Annotated in this window: 23 protein-coding genes and 1 riboswitch; of the genes, 5 read left to right on the forward strand and 18 right to left on the reverse strand. The window is 48.2% G+C overall.

All coding sequences use genetic code 11. From position 1 onward, the window contains the following. Nucleotides 1-350: 350 nt before the first annotated feature. Nucleotides 351-1,661 (forward strand): M18 family aminopeptidase, encoded by a 1,311-nt coding sequence (locus QZT18_RS16460; RefSeq protein ID WP_294149423.1) that lies wholly within the window; start codon nt 351-353, stop codon nt 1,659-1,661. An 89-nt stretch (nt 1,662-1,750) separates the two neighbouring features. Here the strand turns inward: QZT18_RS16460 and QZT18_RS16465 are convergent, their stop codons facing one another. The 14 genes from QZT18_RS16465 to QZT18_RS16530 all read right to left on the reverse strand — a co-directional run bounded on the left by QZT18_RS16465 (nt 1,751) and on the right by QZT18_RS16530 (nt 17,082). Next, nucleotides 1,751-3,067, reverse strand: a complete 1,317-nt coding sequence (locus tag QZT18_RS16465) for a glycoside hydrolase family 3 protein (RefSeq protein ID WP_294149425.1) — start codon at nt 3,065-3,067, stop codon at nt 1,751-1,753. Between the two features lie 22 nt (nt 3,068-3,089). Next, nucleotides 3,090-4,079 carry a peptidylprolyl isomerase gene (locus QZT18_RS16470; RefSeq protein ID WP_294149512.1) on the reverse strand — a complete coding sequence of 330 codons (990 nt, stop codon included), beginning with the start codon at nt 4,077-4,079 and terminating at the stop codon, nt 3,090-3,092. Between the two features lie 45 nt (nt 4,080-4,124). Continuing rightward, nucleotides 4,125-4,913 (reverse strand): HAD family hydrolase, encoded by a 789-nt coding sequence (locus QZT18_RS16475; protein ID WP_294149427.1) that lies wholly within the window; start codon nt 4,911-4,913, stop codon nt 4,125-4,127. Then, nucleotides 4,906-5,550 carry a nucleoside triphosphate pyrophosphatase gene (locus QZT18_RS16480; protein ID WP_294149429.1) on the reverse strand — a complete coding sequence of 215 codons (645 nt, stop codon included), beginning with the start codon at nt 5,548-5,550 and terminating at the stop codon, nt 4,906-4,908. The genes QZT18_RS16475 and QZT18_RS16480 overlap by 8 nt, the downstream gene beginning before the upstream one ends. A 222-nt stretch (nt 5,551-5,772) precedes the next feature. After that, nucleotides 5,773-6,345 (reverse strand): putative ABC transporter permease, encoded by a 573-nt coding sequence (locus QZT18_RS16485; RefSeq protein WP_294149432.1) that lies wholly within the window; start codon nt 6,343-6,345, stop codon nt 5,773-5,775. A gap of 185 nt (nt 6,346-6,530) precedes the next feature. Next, entirely contained in the window at nt 6,531-6,992 is a 462-nt protein-coding gene (locus QZT18_RS16490) for a divergent PAP2 family protein (RefSeq protein ID WP_125144337.1), read from the reverse strand. Nucleotides 6,993-7,119: 127 nt separating this feature from the next. After that, the gene (locus QZT18_RS16495; protein ID WP_294149434.1) at nt 7,120-7,692 is read right to left on the reverse strand and encodes an HDIG domain-containing metalloprotein; all 573 of its coding nucleotides are present in this window, start codon (nt 7,690-7,692) and stop codon (nt 7,120-7,122) included. Nucleotides 7,693-7,711: 19 nt separating this feature from the next. Next, nucleotides 7,712-9,154: a glycogen synthase GlgA gene (gene glgA / locus QZT18_RS16500; RefSeq protein WP_294149436.1), complete on the reverse strand. Its 1,443-nt coding sequence runs from the start codon at nt 9,152-9,154 to the stop codon at nt 7,712-7,714. Nucleotides 9,155-9,390: 236 nt separating this feature from the next. Beyond that, nucleotides 9,391-10,197: a sporulation transcription factor Spo0A gene (gene spo0A, locus QZT18_RS16505; RefSeq protein ID WP_125144340.1), complete on the reverse strand. Its 807-nt coding sequence runs from the start codon at nt 10,195-10,197 to the stop codon at nt 9,391-9,393. Between the two features lie 276 nt (nt 10,198-10,473). Beyond that, nucleotides 10,474-12,405 carry a glycoside hydrolase family 2 protein gene (locus QZT18_RS16510; protein ID WP_294149440.1) on the reverse strand — a complete coding sequence of 644 codons (1,932 nt, stop codon included), beginning with the start codon at nt 12,403-12,405 and terminating at the stop codon, nt 10,474-10,476. After that, nucleotides 12,402-13,406 (reverse strand): ABC transporter permease, encoded by a 1,005-nt coding sequence (locus QZT18_RS16515; RefSeq protein ID WP_294149442.1) that lies wholly within the window; start codon nt 13,404-13,406, stop codon nt 12,402-12,404. The genes QZT18_RS16510 and QZT18_RS16515 overlap by 4 nt, the downstream gene beginning before the upstream one ends. Nucleotides 13,407-13,419: 13 nt before the next feature. Further along, nucleotides 13,420-14,379 (reverse strand): ABC transporter permease, encoded by a 960-nt coding sequence (locus QZT18_RS16520; protein WP_227031596.1) that lies wholly within the window; start codon nt 14,377-14,379, stop codon nt 13,420-13,422. After that, complete coding sequence (locus tag QZT18_RS16525) at nt 14,372-15,895, reverse strand: sugar ABC transporter ATP-binding protein (RefSeq protein ID WP_294149448.1); 1,524 nt, start codon at nt 15,893-15,895, stop codon at nt 14,372-14,374. The genes QZT18_RS16520 and QZT18_RS16525 overlap by 8 nt, the downstream gene beginning before the upstream one ends. Nucleotides 15,896-16,032: 137 nt before the next feature. Continuing rightward, a complete protein-coding gene (locus tag QZT18_RS16530) occupies nt 16,033-17,082 on the reverse strand; it encodes an ABC transporter substrate-binding protein (RefSeq protein WP_294149452.1) in 1,050 nt (349 codons plus the stop codon). Nucleotides 17,083-17,308: 226 nt separating this feature from the next. Here QZT18_RS16530 and QZT18_RS16535 point away from each other — a divergent pair, with 226 nt between their 5' ends. Together QZT18_RS16535 and QZT18_RS16540 are read left to right on the forward strand one after the other, a co-directional pair. Next, nucleotides 17,309-18,283 (forward strand): transcriptional regulator, encoded by a 975-nt coding sequence (locus tag QZT18_RS16535; protein ID WP_294149454.1) that lies wholly within the window; start codon nt 17,309-17,311, stop codon nt 18,281-18,283. Between the two features lie 643 nt (nt 18,284-18,926). Continuing rightward, entirely contained in the window at nt 18,927-19,523 is a 597-nt protein-coding gene (locus QZT18_RS16540; RefSeq protein ID WP_294149456.1) for an N-acetyltransferase, read from the forward strand. A gap of 226 nt (nt 19,524-19,749) precedes the next feature. Here QZT18_RS16540 and spoIVB read toward each other — a convergent pair whose 3' ends face one another. Further along, nucleotides 19,750-21,027 carry a SpoIVB peptidase gene (gene spoIVB, locus QZT18_RS16545; RefSeq protein WP_294149458.1) on the reverse strand — a complete coding sequence of 426 codons (1,278 nt, stop codon included), beginning with the start codon at nt 21,025-21,027 and terminating at the stop codon, nt 19,750-19,752. A 371-nt stretch (nt 21,028-21,398) separates the two neighbouring features. Then, nucleotides 21,399-21,525: riboswitch (FMN riboswitch) on the forward strand. A gap of 77 nt (nt 21,526-21,602) precedes the next feature. Between spoIVB and QZT18_RS16550 the strand changes: the two genes are divergently transcribed. After that, nucleotides 21,603-22,313 (forward strand): ECF transporter S component, encoded by a 711-nt coding sequence (locus tag QZT18_RS16550; protein ID WP_294149459.1) that lies wholly within the window; start codon nt 21,603-21,605, stop codon nt 22,311-22,313. 50 nt (nt 22,314-22,363) lie between these two features. Continuing rightward, nucleotides 22,364-22,852, forward strand: a complete 489-nt coding sequence (locus tag QZT18_RS16555; protein ID WP_294149461.1) for a pyridoxamine 5'-phosphate oxidase family protein — start codon at nt 22,364-22,366, stop codon at nt 22,850-22,852. Nucleotides 22,853-23,006: 154 nt separating this feature from the next. On the opposite strand, the gene QZT18_RS16560 is transcribed toward QZT18_RS16555, so the two are convergent. The 3 genes from QZT18_RS16560 to QZT18_RS16570 form a co-directional block, all read right to left on the reverse strand. Then, a complete protein-coding gene (locus QZT18_RS16560) occupies nt 23,007-23,120 on the reverse strand; it encodes an OadG-related small transporter subunit (protein WP_294149463.1) in 114 nt (37 codons plus the stop codon). Nucleotides 23,121-23,162: 42 nt separating this feature from the next. Beyond that, nucleotides 23,163-24,299 (reverse strand): sodium ion-translocating decarboxylase subunit beta, encoded by a 1,137-nt coding sequence (locus QZT18_RS16565; RefSeq protein ID WP_294149465.1) that lies wholly within the window; start codon nt 24,297-24,299, stop codon nt 23,163-23,165. A gap of 557 nt (nt 24,300-24,856) precedes the next feature. Beyond that, complete coding sequence (locus tag QZT18_RS16570) at nt 24,857-25,246, reverse strand: Asp23/Gls24 family envelope stress response protein (RefSeq protein WP_125144351.1); 390 nt, start codon at nt 25,244-25,246, stop codon at nt 24,857-24,859. Between the last annotated feature and the right edge of the window lie 165 nt (nt 25,247-25,411).

The following is a 25,411-nucleotide window of genomic DNA, read 5'->3' on the forward strand; positions in this document are numbered from 1 at the left end:
GCGCTCCACAAGCGGGAGCGAGTCCCCGTAGGAATTTTTTCTCCTGGATTCCCCCCACCACACCCTGCAAACCGGGACTGAAGACTCATATATACCCTCCCACTCCCCCGTCCGCCGTCTTACAGAGGCGCCCTCGCATCTCAATTAAATCCTTACTTCTTGCATATTGCCTCCACTTTCATTATACTTGAATCATTATGGGAATGGCCTCATGCTCTGCACACGGGGCCTGTCATTCGTAAGAAGAATCAAACAACGAAAAGCACGCTTCGCGAACTTTTCATTGCCACTCAATAAAACCGGACAAACCGGATTTTTCATCACTATTATCCAAAAGGAGGATTTAAAACATGAATTCGATTTCATATCAAAAAGACACCGCCGAACTGATCGGCCATCTCAGGGCAGGAGTTTCTCCGTTCCACACGATCCGGTATTCCGCAGGGATTTTGGAAGCGCAGGGATTTGAGGAATTAAAGCTGGACTCCCCCTGGTCTATTCAGGCAGGTAAGTCTTATTATGTTAATATTTTTGACACCTCTCTGGCCGCTTTTTCCGTTGGCAAAGACGCAGTCTCCGGCGGCGGGGTTCCCGGCCTGCGGGTTGCCGCTTCCCACACCGACTGGCCCTGTCTGATGGTTAAGCCGTCTCCCGAGCTGTCCTGCGGGCCTTATGCAAAGCTGAATGTATCGGTCTATGGAGGACCCATCCTGAACACCTGGCTGGACCGCCCCCTGTCTCTGGCCGGAAAAGTCTGCGTGCGCGGCATGGATCCTTTCCGTCCTGAAGTTCTGTTAGTGGACTTTGCCCGCCCGCTTCTGACCGTACCAAATCTTGCGATCCATTTTAACCGTGAGGTAAATAAGGGAGTGGAATTAAATCCTCAGAAAGACATGCAGCCGATATTGGCCGTGATGGATGAAACGCTGAATAAAGACTCCTTTTTCCTTGATCTCCTGGCGAAGGAAATGGGCCGGAACAAGGAGGATATACTGGATTATGAATTTTATATCTATAACTGCGACGAGCCCTGTTTGCTTGGAATCAATGATGAGATGCTCTCCTCCCCGCGCCTCGACAATCTGACCTCCGTCCATGCCTGCCTGAGCGGAATCATGAACAGCCGCCGGGAAAACGGGATTAATGCCGCCGTTCTCTACGATAACGAGGAGATCGGCAGCAGCACCAAACAGGGAGCCGCCTCCCCTCTGCTGGAACGGATTATGGAAAAAATCTATCTCAGCCTGGGCTATGGCCGCAGTGATTTTCTCAATGCTCTCTTTGGAGGTTTCCTGCTTTCCCTCGACGTAGCCCATGCCTTACATCCCAACCAGGCCGAAAAATACGATCCCAAGGACCGAATCTGTCTGAATGAGGGCGTCGCACTCAAACTTGCCGTTTCCCAGGCCTATGCCACAGACGCCTCCTATGTCAGCGTCATTGAGGATATCTGCCGGAGGAACAGCATACCTTACCGTAAATTTTCCAACCGTTCCGATATCCGCGGCGGTTCCACGCTGGGAAGCATTTCTTCCTGCCTGCTGACCATGCCCACGGTCGATGCGGGCGCACCGATCCTTGCAATGCATTCGTCGCGTGAGCTTATGGGGGTAAAAGATCAGTGGGCGCTGGCAGAGCTTACAAGGAGATTCTTAGGTTAAACGCGAGGACGGCGACGGATGGGGGGATGGGTCTGAAGACTCGTCCAGCCATCCACCCGTGCGCCATTTTACAGTGGCGTCCACGCATCTCAATTAACTTTCCACCTTAAAATCCTCTCCACCGACTGATCAATCCTCTCCTCCGAAAGTCTGCCGGCGTGGACCGCATCCAGCACGCCCTGATATGCCTCTTCAAAATTCTCCGGCATCAGCAGCATATCGTTTCCCGCCTGCAGCGCTTTCACGGCTGCTTCTGCGGAGCTGTAGGAGGATGTGACCGCCCCCATATTCAGGGCATCCGTAATAATAATTCCATTATATCCCAGCGTCCCTCTCAGGATCTCCGTGAGCATTTTCGAAGACAGGGAAGCCGGAGTATTGTCACCGGTCACGGCCGGTGCGGCAATGTGTCCCGACATGATAAAATGCGCTCCGGCATCCGCTCCCTCTTTAAACGGGACAAAGTCTTCCGCCGTCAGTTCCTCAAGCGTACGCTCCGTCGCCGCATATCCTTCGTGGCTGTCCGCCGTCGTGCCGCCATGGCCGGGGAAATGCTTCAGAACGGCGCTTATGCCGTGGGCCTGCAGCCCTTTTACCACCTCGTTTGAAAAAGCCGCCGTTACGGCTCCGTCCGTTCCAAAGGAACGGCGAGCCACTACCGTGTTTTCAGGATTGGTCAGAACGTCCGCTACCGGGGCAAAGTCCATATTAAACCCCAAATCCGCAAGATACGTTCCTATCTTATCACCCACCTCGTACGCCTTTTTCGGCTCCCCCGAGGCTCCTATTTCACTCATATCGGGAAATGAGGCAATTCCAAACTCTTCCCTGCCGCTGATTCTGGCAACCTGCCCGCCCTCTTCGTCCACGGCCAGAAACGCCTCTACTCCGATGCGGTCCCTGAAATATTTCTGCGTCCTGGTGAGCATATCCTTTACCTGCTCCGGGGAACGCAGATTCTGCTTAAAATAGACAATTCCCCCGACCGGATACCTGTTTATGGATTCCTCCGTCTTTGCGCCTGCCGCATATACCTCATCCACTCCCGTGAGCGCCTCAGGCGTCACCATAAAGAGCTGCAGGACCTTCTCCTCCAGCGTCATCCGCGCCATTATCTCCTCAACCGTCGGCGGCTGTTCTTCCGTACCGTCTGCGGAACCTGCGTTTTCATCGCCGGTCACGTTTTTCTCGTCGCCCGGAAACACTTCCGTCCCGACCGCTGCCGAAGATTCCCTCGCCGCCGCCAGTTCCCGATCTTTCTTCACCGTGTATCGGTGAATTAAAACACCTGCAATCACCACTGCCGCTGCGATTAAAAGCAGAATAAGCCATCCGGCAAAATTTCCCCCGCGCCTTCTTCTGCTCCTTGGATTTCTTCTGCTTTGTCCACGTTGCCGTTCTTCCATTCCATGTCCAGCCTTTCGCCTGTTATTGTCCCGAATGCTTTCTGTAGATTTCAAAGAAATCCGCATCGGCCGCATACCTGCCCGAACCGAGGTCCAGTTTATTCCATGGATCGCCCGAGTAAGTCAGATTGACTTCCTCCTTAAACCTGTCGTAGATTTCCCGGAACGCCTTGCGTTTGCGCTCCTCAAAAATGACTTTCTTCCTGGCCGCCGTAGCTTCTTCGTCATAATCACTGACGCATTTCAGCACATAATATGAGCCGTCCGACTCGATTACCTGGCTCACCTGGCCGCTCGTCAGTTCAAAAGCCGCATCCTCAAATCCCTGCTCCTCCTCTTTTCTGCCCAACTGCCTTGTGATGACGGATAGCCCGGCGTCCTCGGCAGATTTTTCAAAGTTTGCATTCTCCTGTGACGCAGCAATGACCAGATTCTCGGCTGCCTGTCTGTCGGAGGTTTCGGCCTGCATCAGCGTGATCACCTTTGCCTCGCTGTCACTGACTTCCAGGGCAATCCCTTCCGTCAATGCCTCCACCAGTTTTTCAGCCATACAGTAATCCTCAAATACCGTCCTCACGTCCTCCTCGGTGACTCCCATATGGGCGATGTCCTCCGATGTGAGGTTATCATAGTATTCCGAAGCCGCCGCCGCCATCCGGGAGCGCTCCTCCGGCGACAGGGTCATCTTTTTGTCCTCGGCCAGCAGATTCATAATTTTCAGTTCTTCCATAAAATTTTTAATCTGGCCTGTCAGATAGGATGCAAAATCTTCCTGCTCATCGGAAATCGTGACATTCCAAATCTGATCCGTACAGATTTCCTCATACCGGTTTTTCTCCGTCATCGCGATTACCATAATCTCCGGCAGGGAATACCCTTTTTCGCTCTTTTTACCGGCAGGCAGCGAAGCTCCCTTACCGCATCCGGTCAGGACAATCAGGCTGAGCGCCAGCGCCGCCGCCGACAGCTTCACCCACATCCGGCTCCTTTTTTTCTTATTGAGACATGTCATTCTATTCAAATTCCCACTCCTGTCGTGATGATTAATTTCCGTTTTTTACAAAAGAAGCTTCAGTATTTTCATAACACCGTCATTCACATTGCGATCCGCCTGGAACCTGGCCGCTTTTTTGACTTCTTCCCTCGCATTTCCCACGGCAAAGCTGTAATAGGCCCGGTTCAGCATCTCTATATCATTGAGCTGATCACCGAAAACCATCGTCTCCTCCGGGGCAATCCCGAGGCTTTCCTGCAGCGTCTTAACCGCCTCGCCCTTGTTGACGCCCAGAGCCATGCAGTCCATCCACATTTCTCCTGATATCGTCATCTTAAGCCTGCTGCCGTATTTGCTGAAATACGGTTCCGTGGCATGCTGGATTCCATCCCTCCGGTACGCGGCTACTTTAATAATTTCATCATCCACCTTGGTGACGTCATCCACCTCGATAATATTAAAATGGTATCCGTTTGCCATCCAGTCAATGAACTCCCGGTCTTTTGTCTCCAGATAGGTTCCCTTGGCCCCGCTTACCATGACCTCCAGGTCCGGATCCTTTCTGATATCCACCGCCAGTTGATCCGCGGTTTCCCTGTCGATTGGGTAGAGGAAAAGATTTCTCCCGTAACAGCCCAGGTAAGATCCATTCTCCGCCACATAAAAAATCTCCTTTTTAATAGGGGCAAAGGTACACTCGATGCTGGCCGCCTGACGTCCGCTGGCGGCTGCAAAATGGATTTTCTTTTTCTTTTTCAGCTCCATGATTACATCAAAAATCTCCGGATTGATTTGATTCTCTCCGTCTTTTACAAGGGTGCCGTCAATATCCGATACGATTAATTTAATCATCCTGTCCCTCCAATAGGCGTTTCATTTCCTGATAGACTCTTCCGGCCGGAAGTCCCATTACATTTGTATAAGACCCCCGGATTCCTCTGATATGGGCGGCGAATCTGCCCTGGATGCCATAAGCTCCCGCCTTATCCATGGATTCCCCGCAGGCCAGATAAGCTTCAATCTCCTGCTCCGACATCGGGTATACATCCACCTCGGTTTCCACGGCAAATGTCTTCTTCCGTTCACCTGCAATCAGGGTCACACCGGTATAAACGCGGTGCGTTTCTCCCTGAAGAGTTCTGAGCATATTTGCCGCATCGGCATAATCCGCCGGTTTTCCGAGGATTCTGCCGTCTGCATAAACTACTGTGTCTGAACCGACCACCACCTGTATGAGGGATGCCCCCTCTTCCGCTTCCGTCTTCTCAGCGCTGTCCTCAGTAAAGTTCTCTTTCTGCGTCTTTTCAAGCCTCGCCGCTACCTCTTCAGCCTTCTGCCTGGAAAGTTCCATCACCACCTGATCCGGTTCCTTCTTCGTCACCTTCTCCTCAACCCGGCTGGGAATCACTTCCGGGACGATTCCAATCTGCCTGAGCAGCTCTTCTCTCCTCGGAGAAGCGGAGGCCAGTATCACTTTTATATTTTCCATCTTTACATCCTGTCTCTGTTTTATAATTTTCGTGTTTAGCATAATGGCGGGCGGTACGCCGCCACCCTTTTATTTATACCACAAACTCCCCTGTATGCACAAGGGCGGCCGCGACGAAAAGCAGGCGGCAGTCCGTATTCCGTTCTGCCGCCCGCTTACTTATCCGTAAATCCATATTCATGCCGCCGTGCGGCGCTTTAACCGGTCCACCGGCCTAACCTGCTATGGATTGACCTTCATCCTGCCGATCATCTCCGTATCTTCCTCACAGTCTTTTTCCCTGATCTCAGTCCTGAAGCTGTAGAAAAAGTCAAACACATAGAAGAAAATCAATGCCAGAGCCACATATTTCCCAACATGGTTCGGGATTCTTCTCACCGTGTTCTGCACCTGAACATTGAGGATCCTGAAAAAGATAATTCCCAGAAGTCCCCAGCCCAGACTGCTCTCCAGGCAGATAATACCCTTATAATTACATTTCTTCTTACTGTAATCCCACCAGAAAGCTCCAAAAAGCCGTATCATGATTCTGGCGGTGATAAGTTCCATCGTCGTTGCCATCAGCATACTTGCAAAATAGAGCTTTACCATGTTGTCGGAAACCGGTCTGAGGAGTATGGCGGCGCCGATAGCCCCAAAACCGTAAATAATACAGAACGGTCCATGGCCAAAGCCGCGGTTATAAACTGGTTTTCTGTTTTCCACAGTCAGAACAATGCATTCGAGGATATAGCCAATCAGGCTGAATGTAAAAAAACAATTAATCCAAAAATAAATGTCTGCCGTTATCTTCATTCGCAAATTCCCGTCCTTTCAGTCTCTCTTCTCTGTCCCCTGCCGGAAACTTCCTAATAATTTTTTCCAGTATAATATGAAATAATTCATAAAGCAAGAAAATTGTAACAATTTTATAACTTGATGCTCCCCCATAATGGCAAAAAGCCCACACCGTGAGCTTTTCCCCCAAACCTGTATAAAATTTAAATAAACATCGGATCCATCACCAGGGCAATGATTACCCCCAGGATTGCTCCCGCCGCAACCTGGATTGGAGTATGTCCCACATATTCTTTTAATTTCTCCTGCAGTACCACGCCGTCCAGTTTGAGAAAATCGTCGAACAGCAGACTGTTAAGTACCTTCGCCTGTTTCCCCGTTTCCTGCCGTACGCCGATTGCGTCGTACATTACAACCATGGATACGATGAAACAGACTGCAAATTCAAAACTGCCTCCGCCGTATCTCATCCCCGCCGCCGTTGTCAGCGCACACATTGTGGACGAGTGGGAGCTGGGCATGCCGCCTGAGCCCACCAGCCGCTCGGGGTTAAAGGAACGGTTCAGCGCAATATCAAGCAGCGTTTTCAGCACCTGGGCGATTACCCAGCCTGCCACACCGCTCATCAATGTCTGGTTTCCGGTTACTTGCTGAAAAAATGTCATGTTTATCTCCTGTACTTTCTTTTATCGACACCAGGGCCGTATCTTCCCTACCACGGCATAAAAGCCCGGCGAGCCGGGCTCTTTATACTCATGATGGTGACCTGCGCACTTCGCGTGCAGATTATCGTCAGCGTCTGGCCCAGGCCGGACGCAGATTATATAGGAACCAGTCTTTCATCCTTGCGCCGACCTCTGCAAGACCGCAGTATTTGTCGGCATAAATGATGGTATATCCTTCCTTATATTTCGGAGGAACCGGTGTCAGCGGCCACATATGGCGGAGAATCATGTTCTTCTCCTTCTCTGTCACCTGAAAATACTTCTCGGCATTCTTCATTGCCGTTTTCGGATGTGTGAATCCGTGGAAATATTCCCCTGTCTCCTTCGCGTGGGTATGCCAATCGTAGAGAAATAAATCATGGAGAAGAGCCGCCCTTGCCGCCTGTCGGTAATCCCACCCATATTTCCTGCACATCTTATAGCTCATGTAGGAAACGCGGATGCAATGTTCTTTGCAGGTAGTATTCCCGTGCTGGAAGTAATTATCCATGGACTGGAACACAGGGGTCTCCAGAATATCGGCGACGCAGTCCATATAACCGCTGTCCTTTTTATACTCTCCCCGTACGGCCCAGTTGTCGTCTTCCGCCCATCTTCTGACCGCTTCCTTCTCCTGCCGGCTAAGTCTTATCTGTTCCATGCTCTAATCGCACTCCTTACTATCCAATCAGCCAGTCATAAAGTTCCTGATACTTCATAGCCGATGCATGCCAGGAGAAATCCGCCGCCATGCCCCGGTCTACAATCTTGTTCCATTCACGCTTTTTGTTATAGAAAACATATTTGGCATAATAAATGCAGTCCAGCATCTCATGGGCGTTATAGTTGGCGAACGAAAAACCGGTGCCGCTGCCCTCGTACTCATTATACGGCCAAACCGTATCTTTTAAACCTCCGGTCTCCCGGACAATCGGCACGGTGCCGTAACGCAGGGACATGAGCTGGCTCAGACCGCAGGGCTCGAACAGGGACGGCATCAGGAAAGCGTCACAGGCTGCATATACCTTATGCGACAGTTCTTCGGAGTAATAAATATTAGCGGAAACCCTGTCGTTATACTTCCAGTCATAATGGCGGAACATATTCTCATACTTTTCATCACCGGTGCCCAAAATCACGAGCTGGACGTCCTCGGCACAGATTTCATCCATCACGCACTGAATTAAATCAAATCCCTTCTGATCCGTGAGACGCGAAACAATACCAATCATGAATTTCTTCTCATCCTGTACGAGGCCAAGCTGGGCCTGAAGGTCCTTCTTATTCTTCACCTTCTCTTTGCGGAATGTCCTCGCATTATAATTCTGTGCGATCAGCTTATCCGTCTCAGGATTAAATTCATCATAATCAATACCGTTTAAAATGCCCCGCAGGCTGCTGCTCCTGGCCCTCATCAGGCCGTCCAGGCCCTCGCCGTAAAACGGGGTTTTTATCTCTTCCGCATACGTGTTGCTGACGGTTGTGACGGCGTCGGCAAAGACAAGGCCGCCCTTTAACATATTGCCGTCTTTGTATGCTTCCAGTTTATCAGGTGTGAAGTAGTAATCAGGAAGTTCGGAAAAACGCTGGATTGTCTTTACATCCCACACGCCCTGGAACTTCAGATTGTGAATTGTCATAACCGATTTAATGTCGCGGAAGAATTCACCGCCGCGGAATTTATCTTTCAAGTGTACCGGTATGAGACCGGTCTGCCAGTCATGACAGTGAATGACATCGGGCTTGAACCCGATCACAGGCAGAGACGACAATGCCGCCTTGCAGAAAAAGGAGAACTTCTCCAGGTCTAAATACCAGTCCCCATAAGGTTTACTGCCCCAGAAGTAGCTTTCATTGTCAATAAAATAAAAGGTAATTCCCTCATACTCATACTGCAGTATGCCTACGTACCGGTTCTGTCCCAGGTAGTCCATGTAGAAATGGCTGACATACTTCATCTCGTTGCGGAGGTTCTCCTTGATACAGAGATACTTCGGGATCATAACCCTCACATCAAAATATTCTTTATCAAAACACTTTGGAAGTGAACCTACAACGTCCGCCAATCCTCCCGTCTTTATAAACGGAACTGCTTCTGATGCTATAAAGAGAATGTTCTTCATAATACTACCTCCCCGGCTACATTATATTGAAAACGTTTCACGTCATACCTCACACGATGATTATAATCATTATACAATATAATTATGAATTTAGAAAGTAGTATCAGAATTTTTTAAGTCTTTTATTATGATTCTAAAATACTTGTAAATTGTTGCATACAATTGCTTCCAGCCGGCAAAACCGGGCTGTTACGCCCGAATCCGGGCGCTGTATTTTGAAAAAATTTCCAGTCTGCTTAATTCATTCTGCGGTAGTCCAGGCGAATCTTATCCACAATCAGAGCAATGAATTCCGAGTTGGTCGGCTTGCCTTTTCCCGTGCTCACCGTGTAACCGAACAGTTCGTTGATTGTATCCATCTTTCCTCTGCTCCACGCCACTTCAATCGCATGACGGATTGCCCGCTCCACACGGCTTGGCGTTGTCTGGTGTTTCTTTGCAATGGTCGGATACAGGATCTTTGTCACCGATGCAAGCATCTCTTTATCACTGACGGACATAATAATAGCATCCCGCAGATACTGGTAACCTTTGATATGCGCCGGGATGCCAATCTCATGAAGCATCTGAGTTACATCATTTTCCAGATTCTGCTCCATATAATCCGATTTATTTACATAAGGTTTCACTTTTCTGCTTCCCGCAAGCATGGTTGTTTTATTTTTGTAACCCGACAGTCTTCTCAGTTTGTCGAGGACGCTGTCCCTGGTAAAAGGTTTCATGATGTAATAGCTGGCGCCGAGTTTAAAGGCATCTGCTGTCAGATTCTCACTGCTGGCCGCCGTTACCATGATGAAAGATGTATTTTCTTTGAATTCTTCGTTGTTTTTTACCTTCTCCATAACCGAGATTCCGTCCATACCCGGCATAACTATGTCCAGTAAGACAACATCCGGCTTTGTTCTCAGTATCATATTGTACGCCTCATTGCCATTATCTGCCTTTCCAACGACATGATAATCTTTTTCACTCTCCAGTATTTCGCCAAGCATCTCCAAAGTCTGCCTGTTGTCATCCGCAATCGCAATATTAAGTTCTGCCATGATATACTCTCCTCCTAAAAATTTAAATGGTAATGATGATTATAGACTCGACCCCGTTTTTCTTTCAACTCGATCTCACCGCATAATTCGACACGAAATGTCACAAAAAAGCCGATACAGAATAGGTGTTCTCCCGGGTAAAATTCGGGAGACTCCTGTCATATTTCCTTTTTGCGGCAATTCTTATTATAACGGATACTTGCCTTTTGTGCAAAATGTTGTCGGAATTTTTTTCGGGACGTTAGCGGGTTTTGGCAAAGCGGAAAAAGCGGCAGTTTACCACACTGCCGCTTCACCTTTCGTGACCTTGTCAAACATCTCATAAAGCTTTTTGTTCAGCTTCCGGATCTTGTCTATCTGCAGTTTGTCGACCTCACGGTCATACGTCATGACCCCGTTGATCTCCTCCTCAATATCACTTGTCTGCGTGTATATGGCGCTGCACAGGCCGTGTTCCAGGTTCGGGTATATCTCCTCCTCCCACAGCCGCTTATAGTTCTCCGTAAGCTCCTCTGAGGAGTGGTAGTGCTGGTAGCCGAATTCTTTTTCACACGGCAGATGTCCCTCCACGGGATAGGCATACCCTCCGTATTCGGTCAGTGCGACCGTACGGTCCTCCTGCGGCTTTACTTTCAGTTTATGGACATAATTGTGGATGCTGTACATATCCCCGCCCCTCTGGTCAAACCAGCCGCAGGCCTCGTTGATCAGCCTGGTGTTATCGATTCTTCTGATTCTCTCCGTTGCCTTCGGGGCATCAAACTGCCCCCAGCCCTCATTGAAGGGAACCCAGACCGCAATGCTGGGATAATTGTACAGGGTGCGCACCATTCCATCCAGATCGGCATAATACTGCTCGCGCCCCTCCCTGTCTTTCCGCCCGAACATGCCATAGTGGTGATCGCTCACGCCTCTGGCAAACCGGTCGGATGCATTCGGCAGATGGGTGACGAAAACCATGTTATATTCTCCGCCGCCGTTCGGCATATCCTGCCAGACGATCATTCCAAGTCTGTCACAGTGATAGTAGAACCGCTCCGGCTCAATCTTGACATGCTTGCGGATTGTGTTGTACCCCATCTCCTTCAGCTTCACAATATCGTATTTCAGCGCGTCGTCGCTGGGCGCGGTAAGAAGACTCTCCGGCCAGTAACCCTGATCCAGAATGCCGTTGAAAAAGTACGGTTTATTGTTTAAAAAGAATCTTAAAATGCCTTTTGCGTCCCTGCCGGACGATATTTTACGCATTCCAAAGTAAGAGGACGCCTCATCCTCCCCCAGTTTAATTTTCAGATCGTAGAGGTGGGGATCGTCGGGAGTCCAGGCCCTGAAACCGTCCAGCTTTATCACAATCTCCCGGCCTGTGTCTGCTACGGCCTCCCCTACCGGAGTTCCGCCGTCGTAAATTTCCAGTTTTACCTTCTTACATGCCTCTTTTTCCGTGCTTATGCTGTTTGAATTCCGCCCGTTCGTACTTTGTCTGTCCGTACTCCGGCCGTCTGCGCTCTGACTGTCTCTACTCCCTCCGTCTGCGCTGCATCCGCCTCCTTCCCCACAGCCCACACCATCCCTGTTGGAGTATACCGTAATCTTCACGGCGCTTTCATCAAACATGGGGGTGATCTTTACCTCCGTGATATACTCTTTAGCCACGCTCTCCATCCAGACGGTTTTCCAGATTCCGCTCTGGGGAGTGTAAAAGAGCGAGCCGTATTTTCCTTTTTTCTCAAGTTTCTGTTTTCCCCGCGCATGAGGCGAAAGTTCCGTCCTGTCGGTGACGCGGAGCGCAATCTCATTCGCTCCCTCACGGAGACTCTCCGTTATGTCGAAGGAGAACGGCAGGTAGCCGCCCTTATGTCCTCCCAACTCCGTACCGTTGACATACAGGATACATTCCTGATCAACGGCTCCGAAATGGAGAAGTACCCTGCTCTTCCTGAAACCGGACGGGATGGTAAATTTCTTTCTGTAATGCAGATACTGGTGGGGCATCAGAATTTTTCCCACGCCGGACAGCAATGTCTCCGGCGAAAACGGCACCAGGATCGTACCGTCGTAAGAACCCACCGTCTCCGACTCACTGATGCTGTATTCCCACTCCCCGTTCAGATTGAGATAACTGTCCCTCACAAGGTTCGGACGGGGGTATTCCGGTAAAATATGTTCTGTATCAAGCTCTTTTCCCCACCTGCTGACTAGTTGAATCATGATTCACCCACCTGTTTCCTTTTGATTTTGATCGTCTGAAACACTTCAGACTGGACTCCGACGGAAATCAGCACCAGCATCCCCATGATGATTGACTGCCAGTGAACGGAAATACTGGTCGGAAGATATGTAAATATTGTGTTGATAATAAAATAAATCAAAATTCCGAAGAAGGCGCCTGAGAATTTTCCTTCCCCGCCGGACAGCTTCACGCCGCCGATCGCGCACATGGCAATCGCATATGTCTCATACACATTACCCGCGCTCAGAGTCGCGCTGCCGCTGCTGGACGCCAGAAGTACTCCGGAGAGGGCCGCGATAAAACCGGAGCAGACGAATGCCTTGATTTTAATCCGGTCCACGTCGATTCCCATCATCCGCGCCGCCTCGCAGTTTCCTCCCACCGCATACATTCCCATACCGAACTTCGTATGCCTGGAAATATACATGCAGATGAACGTGATGACGAAAAGCATCGGAATCAGGATTGAGATACCGCTGTTCATCCCCGGTATCACCCCTTTTAGAATTTTTGTATTGGCAAATGTAAGCACGCCTCCCGTGATCGCAACCGACTTTTTGGCTGCAATCAGGATTACTCCGCGGAGGGCGAACAGCATCGCCAGGGAAGCAATCCAGGACGAGATCCTCATTTTGGTGACCATCAGGCCGATTAAAAGCCCGGAAGCCACACCGACCATCAGACCGCAGAATATTCCGAAAACGGGGTTGACCTGGGCGGTAATTCCCATTACCACTCCGCTGAGGGCAAACACGGCTCCGACGGAGAGGTCGATTTCGGCGCACAAAATGACAAATGTCATCCCCAGTGCCAGAAAACCGCCGTTTTTCGCCGCCTTTAAAAGAATATTAAACACATTGGCCGTCGTCAAAAAGTTTTTATCTTTGAAAATAATACTGGTCGCAATCACTAAAAGTAGAAATGCTAAGATAGTACTTTTTGAATAAAACGAATTATATATTTTTTTTATTGATTTCATACTTCTTAACCTCCTACTTCGCCTGTTCTCTCTGGATAAATACTGCAAACACGATAATCGCCGCCTTGAATACCTGGGCGTACTGATCCGGTATATCGTTCATAACGCAGGTGAGCGTGATCATCTGCATGATTAAGGCTCCCACAACGGTTCCGAGAACATGGGCTTTTCCGCCTGTCATCGGCGTGCCTCCGATTACAACGGCTGCAATCGCGTCTAACTCCGCCAACTGCCCCAGAGAACTGCCTGCAGCCACAGATACCTTGGCTGCCTGGAAAATCCCGGCAAAGGCCGCAAAGAACGTGCTGAGGCCGTATACGATCATCAGCGTCCTGGCCGTGTTGATGCCCGCCAGGGAACTGGATTTCATATTGTCTCCGACCGCCTGGATCTGCCTGCCCAGCACGGTTTTCTCAATCATAATAAAGACAGCCGCCACCGAAATGACAATCGGCACAATCTGCACCGGAATCACGCCGCCCAGCTTATAAGTTCCCCACAGGGAAAGCTGTTTTCCCACGGCGCCCAGTTTATTAAAATAAATATCTCTTCCGCCGCACAGAACCTGTGCAACTCCTCTCAGGCCCAGCATCAGGCCCAGTGTGATGACCATGGCCTGCAGCTTTAGTTTTCCGACCATGATGCCCGTAAAACAGCCCACCAGGACCGAAACGGCGACCGCGGCCAATACCGCGGGAATCAGGCCCGTATCCGGCATCAGCCTGGCTGTCAGGACTCCCGCCAGAGCCATGACGGAGCCGACGGAAATATCGATTCCCCCCGTAGAAATGACGAGCGTCATTCCCATTCCGCAGAGAATTGTGGGACAGAGCTGTGTAATTACGTTGTTCAGATTGCCTATCCTGAAAAAGTTTGGGGTAAACAGTGAATTCAGCAGGATAAAGAACAGGAGCAGCGTAATTGCACTGTATTTTTTTACAAGCTGGAAGTAATCCTGTTTTGTCTTATTCATGCGCTTTTCCCTCACTTTCGCTGCCTCTTGCGATGGTTTCCATCACTCTGTCCTGGCTGATATTATCTCCGACCAGTTCATCTATGACTTTTCCCTCGCGCATGACGATGATTCTGTCACAGTTCCGCTCAAGCTCCGCAATCTCCGACGAGATCATCAGAACGGAGATTCCGCTTTTTGAAAATTCCTGGATCAACTGCTCAATCTCGGCCTTGGCGCCCACGTCGATTCCTCTGGTGGGTTCATCCAGGATCATCAGTTTCGGGTTCATGCACATCCATCTGGCCAGAAGCACCTTCTGCTGGTTCCCGCCGCTCAGATTGCAGATTGCCTGTTCCGGAGACGGCGTCTTAATCTTCAGGCGTTCAATGTATGTACCTACAATCGCATCCTGCTCCTTCGTCTTTACAAAGCCGAAGGAATTCAGCTTCGGAAGCAGGGCAATCGTGATATTTTCTTTTACCGAAAGATGGGGGATGATTCCTTCCGTCTTTCGGTCCTCCGTGCAGAAGCCCATTCCCTTTTTGATGGCATCGGACGGCGAATGGATGGCGGCGGGCTCTCCCCACCAGAAAATCTCTCCCTCATCCGGCACGCTGCTTCCGAAGAGCACCTGGGCCAGTTCGCTTCTGCCCGAACCGAGAAGTCCGGCAAGGCCTACCACTTCTCCCTGTTTGATTTCTATGTCAATTCCGTTCAGCCTCATCCCCTGACGGATCTGTTTCATTCCCGCTATCACCGGAGCTTTGGCAAAAGCATAGCCCTGCTTATTCCTTTCAAGCTCTACCGTGTCCCTTCCCACCATCAGTGATATCAGCTTAAACTGATCTAAATCACCGACATTATATTCACCTACATACTCTCCGTCCTTAAAAACGGTCAGACGGTCACAGATTTCAAATATCTCATCCAGCTTGTGGCTGATAAAAATCACACTGATTCCCCTTGCCTTCAGTTGTCTGATAATTCCAAACAACACCTGCACCTCATGGGTGTCCAGCGAGGAAGTCGGTTCATCCATAATAACAAGTTTTGCATTGATGCTGACCGCCCTGGCAATGGCCACCATCTGCTGGATTGCCGTCGAATAGTTTTTTAACGGCCTTGTCACATCGATCTCAATCCCTAATTCCTCCAAAATCCTCTTTGCCTCGGCAATCATCGACTTTCTGTCAATGCTTCCGAATTTTGTCCTGGGTTCGCGCCCCAGAAACAGATTTTCATATACCGTCTGAAATAAAACCAGGTTCAGTTCCTGGTAGATAGTGGATATTCCCTTCTCGTTCGCCTCAATCGGAGTTCTTGCATTAATCTCCTGGCCGTCAAAACGTATCGTTCCGCCATTCTTCTGGTAGATTCCGGTCAGCACCTTGATCAGTGTCGATTTGCCGGCGCCGTTTTCTCCCATCAGAGCATGGATTTCACCTTTATTCACCGTTAAATTGACGCCCTTCAGCGCCCGGACTCCCGGAAACGTCTTTTCCAGACCTTTTATTTCCAGCAAAACTTCTGCCATAAACTTCTCCTTTCAAAAAGGCTGCCGCAAAAATAAACAATTTCTGCGGCAGTCTTTTTTGTGTGCCCGGATATATCGTTTGAAAACAATCGGTATTTTCGCTGCTTACATCCCGCGGAACACATTTTTAACAGTTCCTAGAATCCTAACTCTACTTTCACATTATCCTTTGTATAAAGGGTATCCTCATTTGTAATGTGGGCAGGTACTTCTTCTCCGCCGATAATCTTGGAAATTGTATCTACGACGATTTCTCCGAAATATGGGGAACAGGTACAGGAAGCAAGCTGTTTTCCTTCTTCCACTGCCTCAAATGCGGCTCTTGTTCCGTCGATTCCCAGTGTCAGGATATCTTCTCCCGGTTTCAGGCCTGCCGCCTCAATTGCATTCATAGCGCCCTGAACCATATCGTCTGTTACACAGAATACGGCGTCAATATTCTCACCGCCCTGAGCCTGAATGATGTTTTCCATAACGGCCTGAGCCTTATCCATCAGCCATTCTCCATCCTGCTCCGCTACTACTTTAAACTTGGAGCTGTCAAGACCCTTCACAAATCCGTCCTGTCTGTCTGTGGATGTGGAGGAATCATAACCGCCGTTGATGATTACTACGTTGCCGCCGTCCGGTAATGCTTCGGTCAGGGCTTTTGCACACTGCTCGCCTTCCCATACGAAATCGGACATGATTGCCGTTGTGTAATGGGTTCCTGCGTCTCCGTCGATGGCACGGTCTACCAGGATAACGGGGATATTGCTTTCCATTGCTTCCTGAAGCGCGCCCTGAAGTCCGTTGTTCTCAAGCGGGGCAACTACCAGATAGTCAACGCCTGCCGCTACCAGATCGCGGATATCGGATTCCTGCGTCGCGATATCTCCGCCGGCATCCTTAACGATAAATTCGCCTCCGGCGTTTTCCACATATTCCTTGATACTGTCCGTCTCCGTGGTTCTCCATGCGGACATGCTGTCTGTCTGGGCAAACCCTACTTTCTTGCCTTCCAGTACTTTTGCTCCCTCCGGAGCCTCTGTTTTCTCCTCCGGTGCCGCTGCTTCCGTCTTTCCTTCCGCAGGGGCCGCCGCCTCAGTTGCCGGTGCCGCCGTTTCTGCCGGTTTGCCGGAACTTCCGCAGGCTGTCAGTGACAATGCCATCGTTGCTGCCATAACCATTGCGACCATTTTTCTCATAATAATTTCCTCCCTTGATTAAAACGTGTTTTTATTACATAATTTATTTTATATCATTTAGTCTATTTTTACAATATACTTTTGATAAACCTTTTATTTTTTGTTATATATTCACATATTTTCCATCATTTAATTGTAAGATTTGCTTTTTTACTTTACAATTATTGTAATAAAGAGTTATAATTAAAAGACGATAAATATAAAAAATGAAAGAAAGGAGTCTGTCATGTCGGCAAGAGAAAAGCGTACTGTCAGAATTATTGGTGAAAGAAATATCTGCCTCCACCTGGGCAACCCGGCACATCATGAATCCATTACTAAAATCGGGAAAGCTCTTTCCTCCCCTGTCCGTCTCAAAATCCTGGATATGCTGAGGAACAATGCCAGGTCACTGCAGGAAATCGCTGAAATCATGAATATCCCTCTGTCCTCCGCGGCGCTTCATGTCAAAACCCTGGAGGAGGCCCAGCTTATCGTGACGGAAAGCCAGCCGGGGGTCCACGGTTCCATGAGGGTATGTACCTGCAGCCTGCAGTCGTTTCATCTGGAGACATTCGACGCCTCCATCGATTCCGTCAATAAGAGTCTGTCCATGGATATGCCGATCGGGAATTATTATGCATGCGATGTACAGCCTACCTGCGGCCTCGCGGATGAAAACGGACCGATTGACGCTTACGATGCGATACGTTCCTTTTATTCCCCGCTCAGGAATAAGGCGCAGCTCATCTGGTTCAATAAAGGGTTTATCGAATACAGGTTTCCCAATATCCATAACCCTCTGCTCACGCTCAACGAAGTATCGTTCCGGCTGGAAATCTGCTCCGAGGCGCCCGGTTATCTTGAGAACTGGCCTTCCGACATCACGATCTATATCAATGATGTGGAAGTCGGTACTTACTGCTCTCCCGGCGACTATGGAGCACGCAGGGGAAAACTGACCCCTCCCGCCTGGCCGAACGGCAGCACCCAGTACGGAATGCTCAAAACCTTCTCGGTAAAAGAATTCGGGAGCTATATCGACGGGCAGCTCATTTATCCGGGCGTCGGGCTGGATGACATAGCGATTAATGATAAACCGTATATTTCTCTGAAAATACAGATTAAGGATAATGCGAAACATATCGGGGGAATTAATATTTTTGGTGAGAAATATGGCGATTACCCGCAGGGGATTGTGATGAATCTGACTTATCAGTAAGGTTCCGGGAACTGTCATAAAAACATGGTTATAATAATATTTGATGAATGAATAACATTCATTTTTAAAGGAAGAAAGTTAATGTATACTTCTACATAGAGGGGAAATTTAACTCCAATGAGTACGAAACAGGCATGTGAAATTTTCTTTCTCCGGACGGCTCCTGCTGCCGCAGATACAAGAGAAGCCGGAGGTCCTGCTCACTATATCCTGTGCCGTCATCATTTTATATGCTGATATATTGCTGTTCAGCATTAGATTTATATTTCGGCTTTCTTCTATAATAATAGAAGAAAATACTCCCCTGCCGCATTGCAGGGGTATTATTGAGTGGCAATGAAAAGTACGCTTCGCGAACTTATCATTGTCAAAGGCCATGGATGAGTGGTATTCATTCATTATCATGTATCATAATCCGGCTGCCTTCAGAACTTTGCCGGGAAGTTCCTATCCTTTTAAAAATAATAGAAAACAGGTTTTATATTTGGGAGTTTGGACGGCGGGATTTGTAGGACGGAATTATCGGAATTATATTGATCGAATTAACCCGGAACTTATGTTACAATAAATTGTAGCTTCATGAACAGTGTGTGGCGTTATGAATTGCAGAGATATGAATCCTCCCCGAAAGGAACTGAATTGTGTGAATGATGAAAAATTTGTAAGACTCGATTTGTTGGATACTCAGCTTATAGAAAAGACTGCCAGGCTTCTGGTCGACAGCTTTTTTTCTATGTTTAAGGGGATTTCAAAAGATCCTGAAATTTTATGCAGGCTTTTTCTTCCCTGTTTGCAATTGGATTCGACTTATGTTCTTTTGAAAGAGAATCAGGTAGCGGGCTTTATTGCTGTATCCGACAGCCGGAAAAGAGCAATTATAATTCGTGAGGATGTCTGCATTTCGATATTCGGTCCGGTTAAGGGTAAAATGATTGCCTGGCAGCTTCACAAAATTTTAAGTGTACCCGCGGTAACAGGAACCCAAAGCGGTTATATTGATTTTATTGCAACAGCGCCTGAATTCAGGCGGCAAAGGGTGGCCGAACGCCTCCTTATTTTCGTTGAATCGCATTGTGATTTTACGGAATTATTTCTTGATGTTCTGATTGATAACCAGCCGGCTGTCCGCCTTTATGAAAAACTTGGTTACAGGGTGGTTTGTAAGAAAAAAAGCTTTTTAATGCGGTTGGCTGGGGTAAAAACGATGGTTGTTATGAAGAAAGGGTTAATGGTGGGTTAGGTTATGGGCGGATTTTGGCCGCATAGTATACTTCAAGAGAGGAAGGATCTGGGAGCTAGCTCTCATCTCCTTCTCTTCCATCCCACTACTCCGCCCGGGCGGCAACCGCTGGCACGCTATCGCGCTCCATCGGTTGCCGGCTTTCGCCGCATAGCATACTACAAGAGAGGATGGATCTGTGAGCTAGCTCCCATCTCCATCCTCTCTTTCCGTCTGCTGCCCGGGCTCAATGTTCGAGCATGTTTTCAATAAATATTCCATATCCTCTAGTCGAATCTTGTATAAACACATGGGTCACCGCCCCAATCAGCTTTCCATCCTGTATAATCGGCGAGCCTGACATTCCCTGTACTATGCCTCCTGTCAGCTCTAACAGTTCCGGATCGGTGACTTTGATTATCATGTCTTTACTCTTCCTCGCCGTGGAATAATCGACTTTTTGTATTTCTATCTCATAGTCTTTTAATTCACCCGACACGTTGCTTCTCACATACGCTTTTCCCTTTTTTACATCCTGACGGTATCCTATTGGGATGGCCTCGCTTTTTACCCGGTTTCTGAATTTCTCATTTACCGTTCCGAAAATTCCCTCGTTTGTATTGGCCTCTATGGAACCCAGCCTGGACTGGTTGCCATAGTATATTACGCCGGACATGACGCCGGGTTTGCCGAAGGTGCCTTTTTCGATTCCCATGATTTCCGTGTCGTAAAGTTCACCGCCGGAGGTCTGGACCAGCATTCCGGTATCACTGTCGCTGATTCCGTGGCCTAAGGCTCCGAATTCGCCGTTTGCGCTCATATAGGTCATGGTTCCGATTCCCTGGGTGTCGTCGCGGATCCACAGACCCAGTTTGAAGTCACCGTCCGCCGTTTCTATGGGCGTCATTTCCACAGGCATCTCTTCTCCGTCCCTCCTCACTTCCAGGGTCAGAGTGCCGCCTCCTGAGCTGTTGACGGCCTGTATCATATCTTTCTTGTTCACGGCCGGGACGCCGTTGATGGCCTCAATGTAGTCGCCGGATTTTAAAACTCCGTCGGCCGGGTCAATAATTACTCCGTTTTTTGTTGTCACTTCACCTGTACCTATGACCATCAGGCCGTCGGATTTCATATAAATTCCGATGGGCAGTCCGCAGGGGACCGCATATTTTGTATCGGAGACATCCACCTCGATGTCTTTCAGGCTGAACAGACCAAACAGCTTCATGTTCAGATGGTATGTTCCTTCATTTTCCGAATAAAGGGAAAATGGCTGATCCAACTGCAGATGTATTTCATCTGAGGGGATGTTGGAGCCGTTGTTTAAAACCACCTCTTCACTTTCACTCTTTAAAGATACTTTTACGGGAAGGGAAAAATGGAAATTCTCTTCCTGGTCCACCACCACATTCAGACGGTCCGGTATGGACCACTGCATATAAAAATACGACAGGCCGGCTACTGCCACAAGACCGGCCCAAAACAGGACAATAAGAGACTTTCTAAGCTTTTCTTTCCTGGTCACCTTTCCTTCCTCCTTACACAATTGTTACCGCCTTTTTGGCTTTTAAATCATCTGTTTCTCATTCACGCTGTTAGTATGTGACGATGACCGAAAATCAGTCTGCTATTTTTCGTCCAGTCTTTCATATTTTTTCAAAATAAGCTCTTTACATTTTTATAGTAGAGATCTATACTTGTAATTGTTTATACGGATACATTCCGCGAGGTTTTTACACATGTTTTTCGTAAAAATCCCGAGTTAAACAGCGCGAAACGGTATTTTTGCCGTTTCTGTGCATGGCGAAGCGTGTTACTACGCACGGAGTGAACAGTAACATATACTTTCACTCATAGATGACGTTTAAACATAAACTCATTGGCACAACTTAATATTTGAGTCTTTGTGGCAGGGTGTAATTCCCTACCGATGGTAAAGTCCATGACCCGCAGGCACCTTCCTGCGGCTGATCTGGTGTGATTCCAGAACCGACGGTAACAGTCCGGATGAGAAAAGACGTTTTCTGTAGCCTACCTGAAGACTGTTTGTTTTCAGGCATTTTTTATTTACCAGAAAAATTTCAAGGAGGACAGAAAGTAATGGAAGGTAACACAAACACTGGCAACATGAATCTGAACACAGGAAGAAGCACAAAAACAGGTTCCGGAGGGAACCGGGCTACGGCAAAGCCGGTCACTCATGCCCGCACCGGCCTCAATACGAGGCAACTGACGCTCTGCGGCCTGATGGGAGGCTTAAGCGCGGTACTGATGATGTTCCGCTTCCCGCTGCCGTTTATGCCCCCGTTCATGAGCTATGATTTCACCGGGCTCGTGGAGATGATTGGAGGCTTTACAATGGGCCCCGTCGCGGCCATTGCTATTATTGTAGTTAAAATGCTTTTAAAGGCCCTGACTCAGGGAACCTCGTCTGCCTGGACGGGCGAAATCCAGAATATCATCCTGAGCTGTGCCTACGTTCTGCCGGCTGTTCTAATTTACGACAGAAATAAATCGAAAAAATCAGCGCTCATCGGCATGGTCACAGGGACCGTGATATGCGCAATTGTATCCGTATTTACTAACTTGTACTTAATCATCCCGTTTTATGCATCATTTTCAGGATTAACACTGGATAAAATTCTTTCCATGTGCATGGCGGTGAATCCTCTGCTTTCCAGTAAATGGAGTCTGGCGCTTCTCGGCATCATTCCATTTAACCTGATTAAAAACGGATCGCTGTCGCTGCTCACCTTCCTCGTCTATAAGAAAATGAGCCGGCAGATTAAGCAGTTTGTACAGGGACACTGATTTCTTTCATGTGTCTGAGAATATAAAAGAAAAATGAGAGGGAAAACACAATGAAATTCAGCAAAGAAAAACATTTAAGCTTTGAGGAAGCGGTAGAAATCATGTTCCATCAGCTCGGCGACTGGAAGATTATGGCTCTGGCCTCCAGTGTCAATGATTATGTTATGGTGAGAAATGTAAGCTGCCTTTTTTATGACGACAAGATTTATTTTAAAACAGACAAAAATTTCAGAAAAACAAAACAGCTTTTTGAGAATCCCCAGGTGGCCCTGTGCTGGAGCGGAATCCAGGTGGAGGGAATCGCCGAAAACAAGGGGCTTGTCGTAGATGAGCCGGGAAGACGTTTTGAGAAGGGCTATAAAGAATTCCTCTGGAACAGTTACAATGCCTACAGCCATGAGGATACGGAGATTCTAATCGAAGTATCACCGAAATACGTGGAAGTATGGGATACCAGCGATGACCAGTATGCCTACCAGATTTTCATTGATTTTGATAAAAAAGAAGTGGAAGTAAAACCTTACGATGTAAAAAAATAAATACGCAACAACGAAAAGCACGCATCGCGAACTTTTCATTGCCACCAATAAAAGAAGGAGTGCTTTTTGCTTCAGCCGCACGATACCGGCCGAAGCGAAAAGCACTCCTTCTTTCATTACTTATATGACCAGCGCAGAACGCGCCGTGGTATTGTTATTTCAATTTGCCCAGGAGTATAACTACCAGGGTGATGATCAGGACGACAATGAAAATTCCGCCCATTCCTTTTCCCATGATTTCCAGAGAAATTAATAAATTATTCCACATAAATGAACCTCCTCATTTCTGCATATTTCATGCTTTGGCTGATTACAGATACTGGCTGACAAGCTTGATGACAAGTCCGCCCGCAATAACAGAAGCAATCTGTCCGGATACGTTGGCGCCAACGGCGTGCATCAGGATAATGTTGCCCTTCTCTTCCTCTGAGGCCATTTTCTGAACCACTCTGGCCGACATCGGGAACGCGGAAATTCCGGCCGCACCGATCATCGGGTTGATCTTGGTTTTCAGGAAAAGGTTGATAAATTTAGCAAAAAGCACGCCGCCGATGGAGTCGAATACGAATGCAACGAGACCGATACCCATAATTAACAGTGTGTCCGTACGGACAAAGGCATCCGCCCTCATACTGAAGGAGATTGTAATACCTAAAAGCAGCGTGATAAGGTTGGCGAGTTCATTCTGTGCAGTGTCGGAAAGTGACTGTAAAACACCACATTCCCTGATTAAGTTACCGAACATCAGGAAGCCGACCAGGGCAACGGATGCCGGTGAAATAAGGCCTACAATGATTGTTACGATAATTGGGAAAGCAATTTTCGTCGTTTTGGAAACTGCTTTCGGGCTGTATGCCATATGAATCTGACGTTCTTTTTTCGTTGTTACAAGCCTGATGGCAAACGGCTGGATAATCGGCACAAGAGCCATGTAGGAATACGCCGCAACCGCAATGGCGCCGACATAGTCGGAACGCATAATCTGTGATACAAGAATCGAGGTCGGGCCGTCTGCAGCACCGATGATACCGATGGAAGCAGCGTCTTTTAAATCAAATCCCATCAGTGTTGCTACACAGATAGCAAAGAAAATACCAAACTGTGCTGCCGCACCGAATAAAAACATAATTGGCTGTGACAGAAGCGGGCCAAAATCAATCATGGCTCCGATACCAATGAATAAGAGAATCGGAAGCGCCTCAGACGCCTCAATCGTCGTCTGGAACAGCCACTGTATAACACCGTGTGTCTCTCCGATACCAGGCATAATCTGGTCGATGACACCGGATAACGGCAAGTTTACTAATATAGCGCCGAAGCCCATCGGCAAGAGCAGCGCCGGCTCATACTCTTTTTTCACGGCCAACCAGATAAGCAGAATTCCTACAACATACATTACAAGCTGTTGGGGCGTTATCGCCATAATACCTTCCAGTAAAAAATCCATGAACTTTCCTCCTTAAATTTGCTTTCTCAGCGTTCTTTTCCTTAACTGTTGAGCAGTTGTCTGCAAGTTCAACACCCGGTCTGGTCTGCGATTTTCGGGGACCCGCGGAGTTCCCGTCAACCACTTAGATTCTTCACACAGAATCCGGAAAACATACCTTTTATGAATATTTCTTATGTAAGAGCGCATTTACCTCTGCGCGGCATGTGCATTCTCGCGCCGAGCGCGGCCGCATAGCGGCATATTACATCTTCGCGCGAGTGCGCATCCTGCCCGGAGGGCTTTTTATATCATAGGAGCATTTTCCTATGACATAAAAAAAGACTTTCAGCATATTTTCATATGCTAAAAGTCTTGTTCCTCTACATTTCATACAGGCATGTAACCATGGACCTGTAAACCCGGCCCAGGGTATGTTGATTACATGTTGCAACTACTCCCTTTTAACGGCTTCATCTTACCACATGTTTCCACAGCCGTCAAGAATAAAAAGAAGAATTATCTGAGAATCCGGCATTCTTTACAGAGTCTTTACTGCTGGTGCAAACAGGCGCCGCCTACTTATTCTCGTCCATATTAACGCCTGCAATTTTAATGTTCACTTCCAGGACCATAAGGCCTGTCATATTCTCTATTGCAGTCTTTACTTTGTCCTGCACTTTTTCACTGACATCGGGGATGCTGTAGCCATATTTCATATTAAGGGACAGATCAACACTTACATGCTCCTCCGTCACCGTAACCTTGACTCCCTTGCTCAGGTTCTTCATGCCGAGCTTTCCCACCAGCTCATTGGTGATGTTGCCGGCCATGGAATCCACGCCCTCCACCTCTGTCGCTGCCAGTCCGGCGATGATTGCAACAACCTCGTCCGCAATCTGCACTTCACCGATTTTGTCTTTTTCGTATAATATATGTGTATTTCTATCTGCAATCTCTTTCGACACCTTTGTTACCTCCTGTATCCTCGTGATATTCCCATTATAACAAAAAGGCTGTGGTTTGCAAAGGAGTTTTCCCCTTATTGGTGTAAATTATGCAATAGGCCGATTTTTTAGTTGAGGTGCGGGGACGCCTCTGCGGGATGGCGGATGTCATGAATTCTACAGAGT

Origin of the sequence: uncultured Clostridium sp. (genome assembly GCF_900547735.1) — a bacterium.
Taxonomy (GTDB): Bacteria; Bacillota; Clostridia; order Lachnospirales; family Lachnospiraceae; genus Otoolea.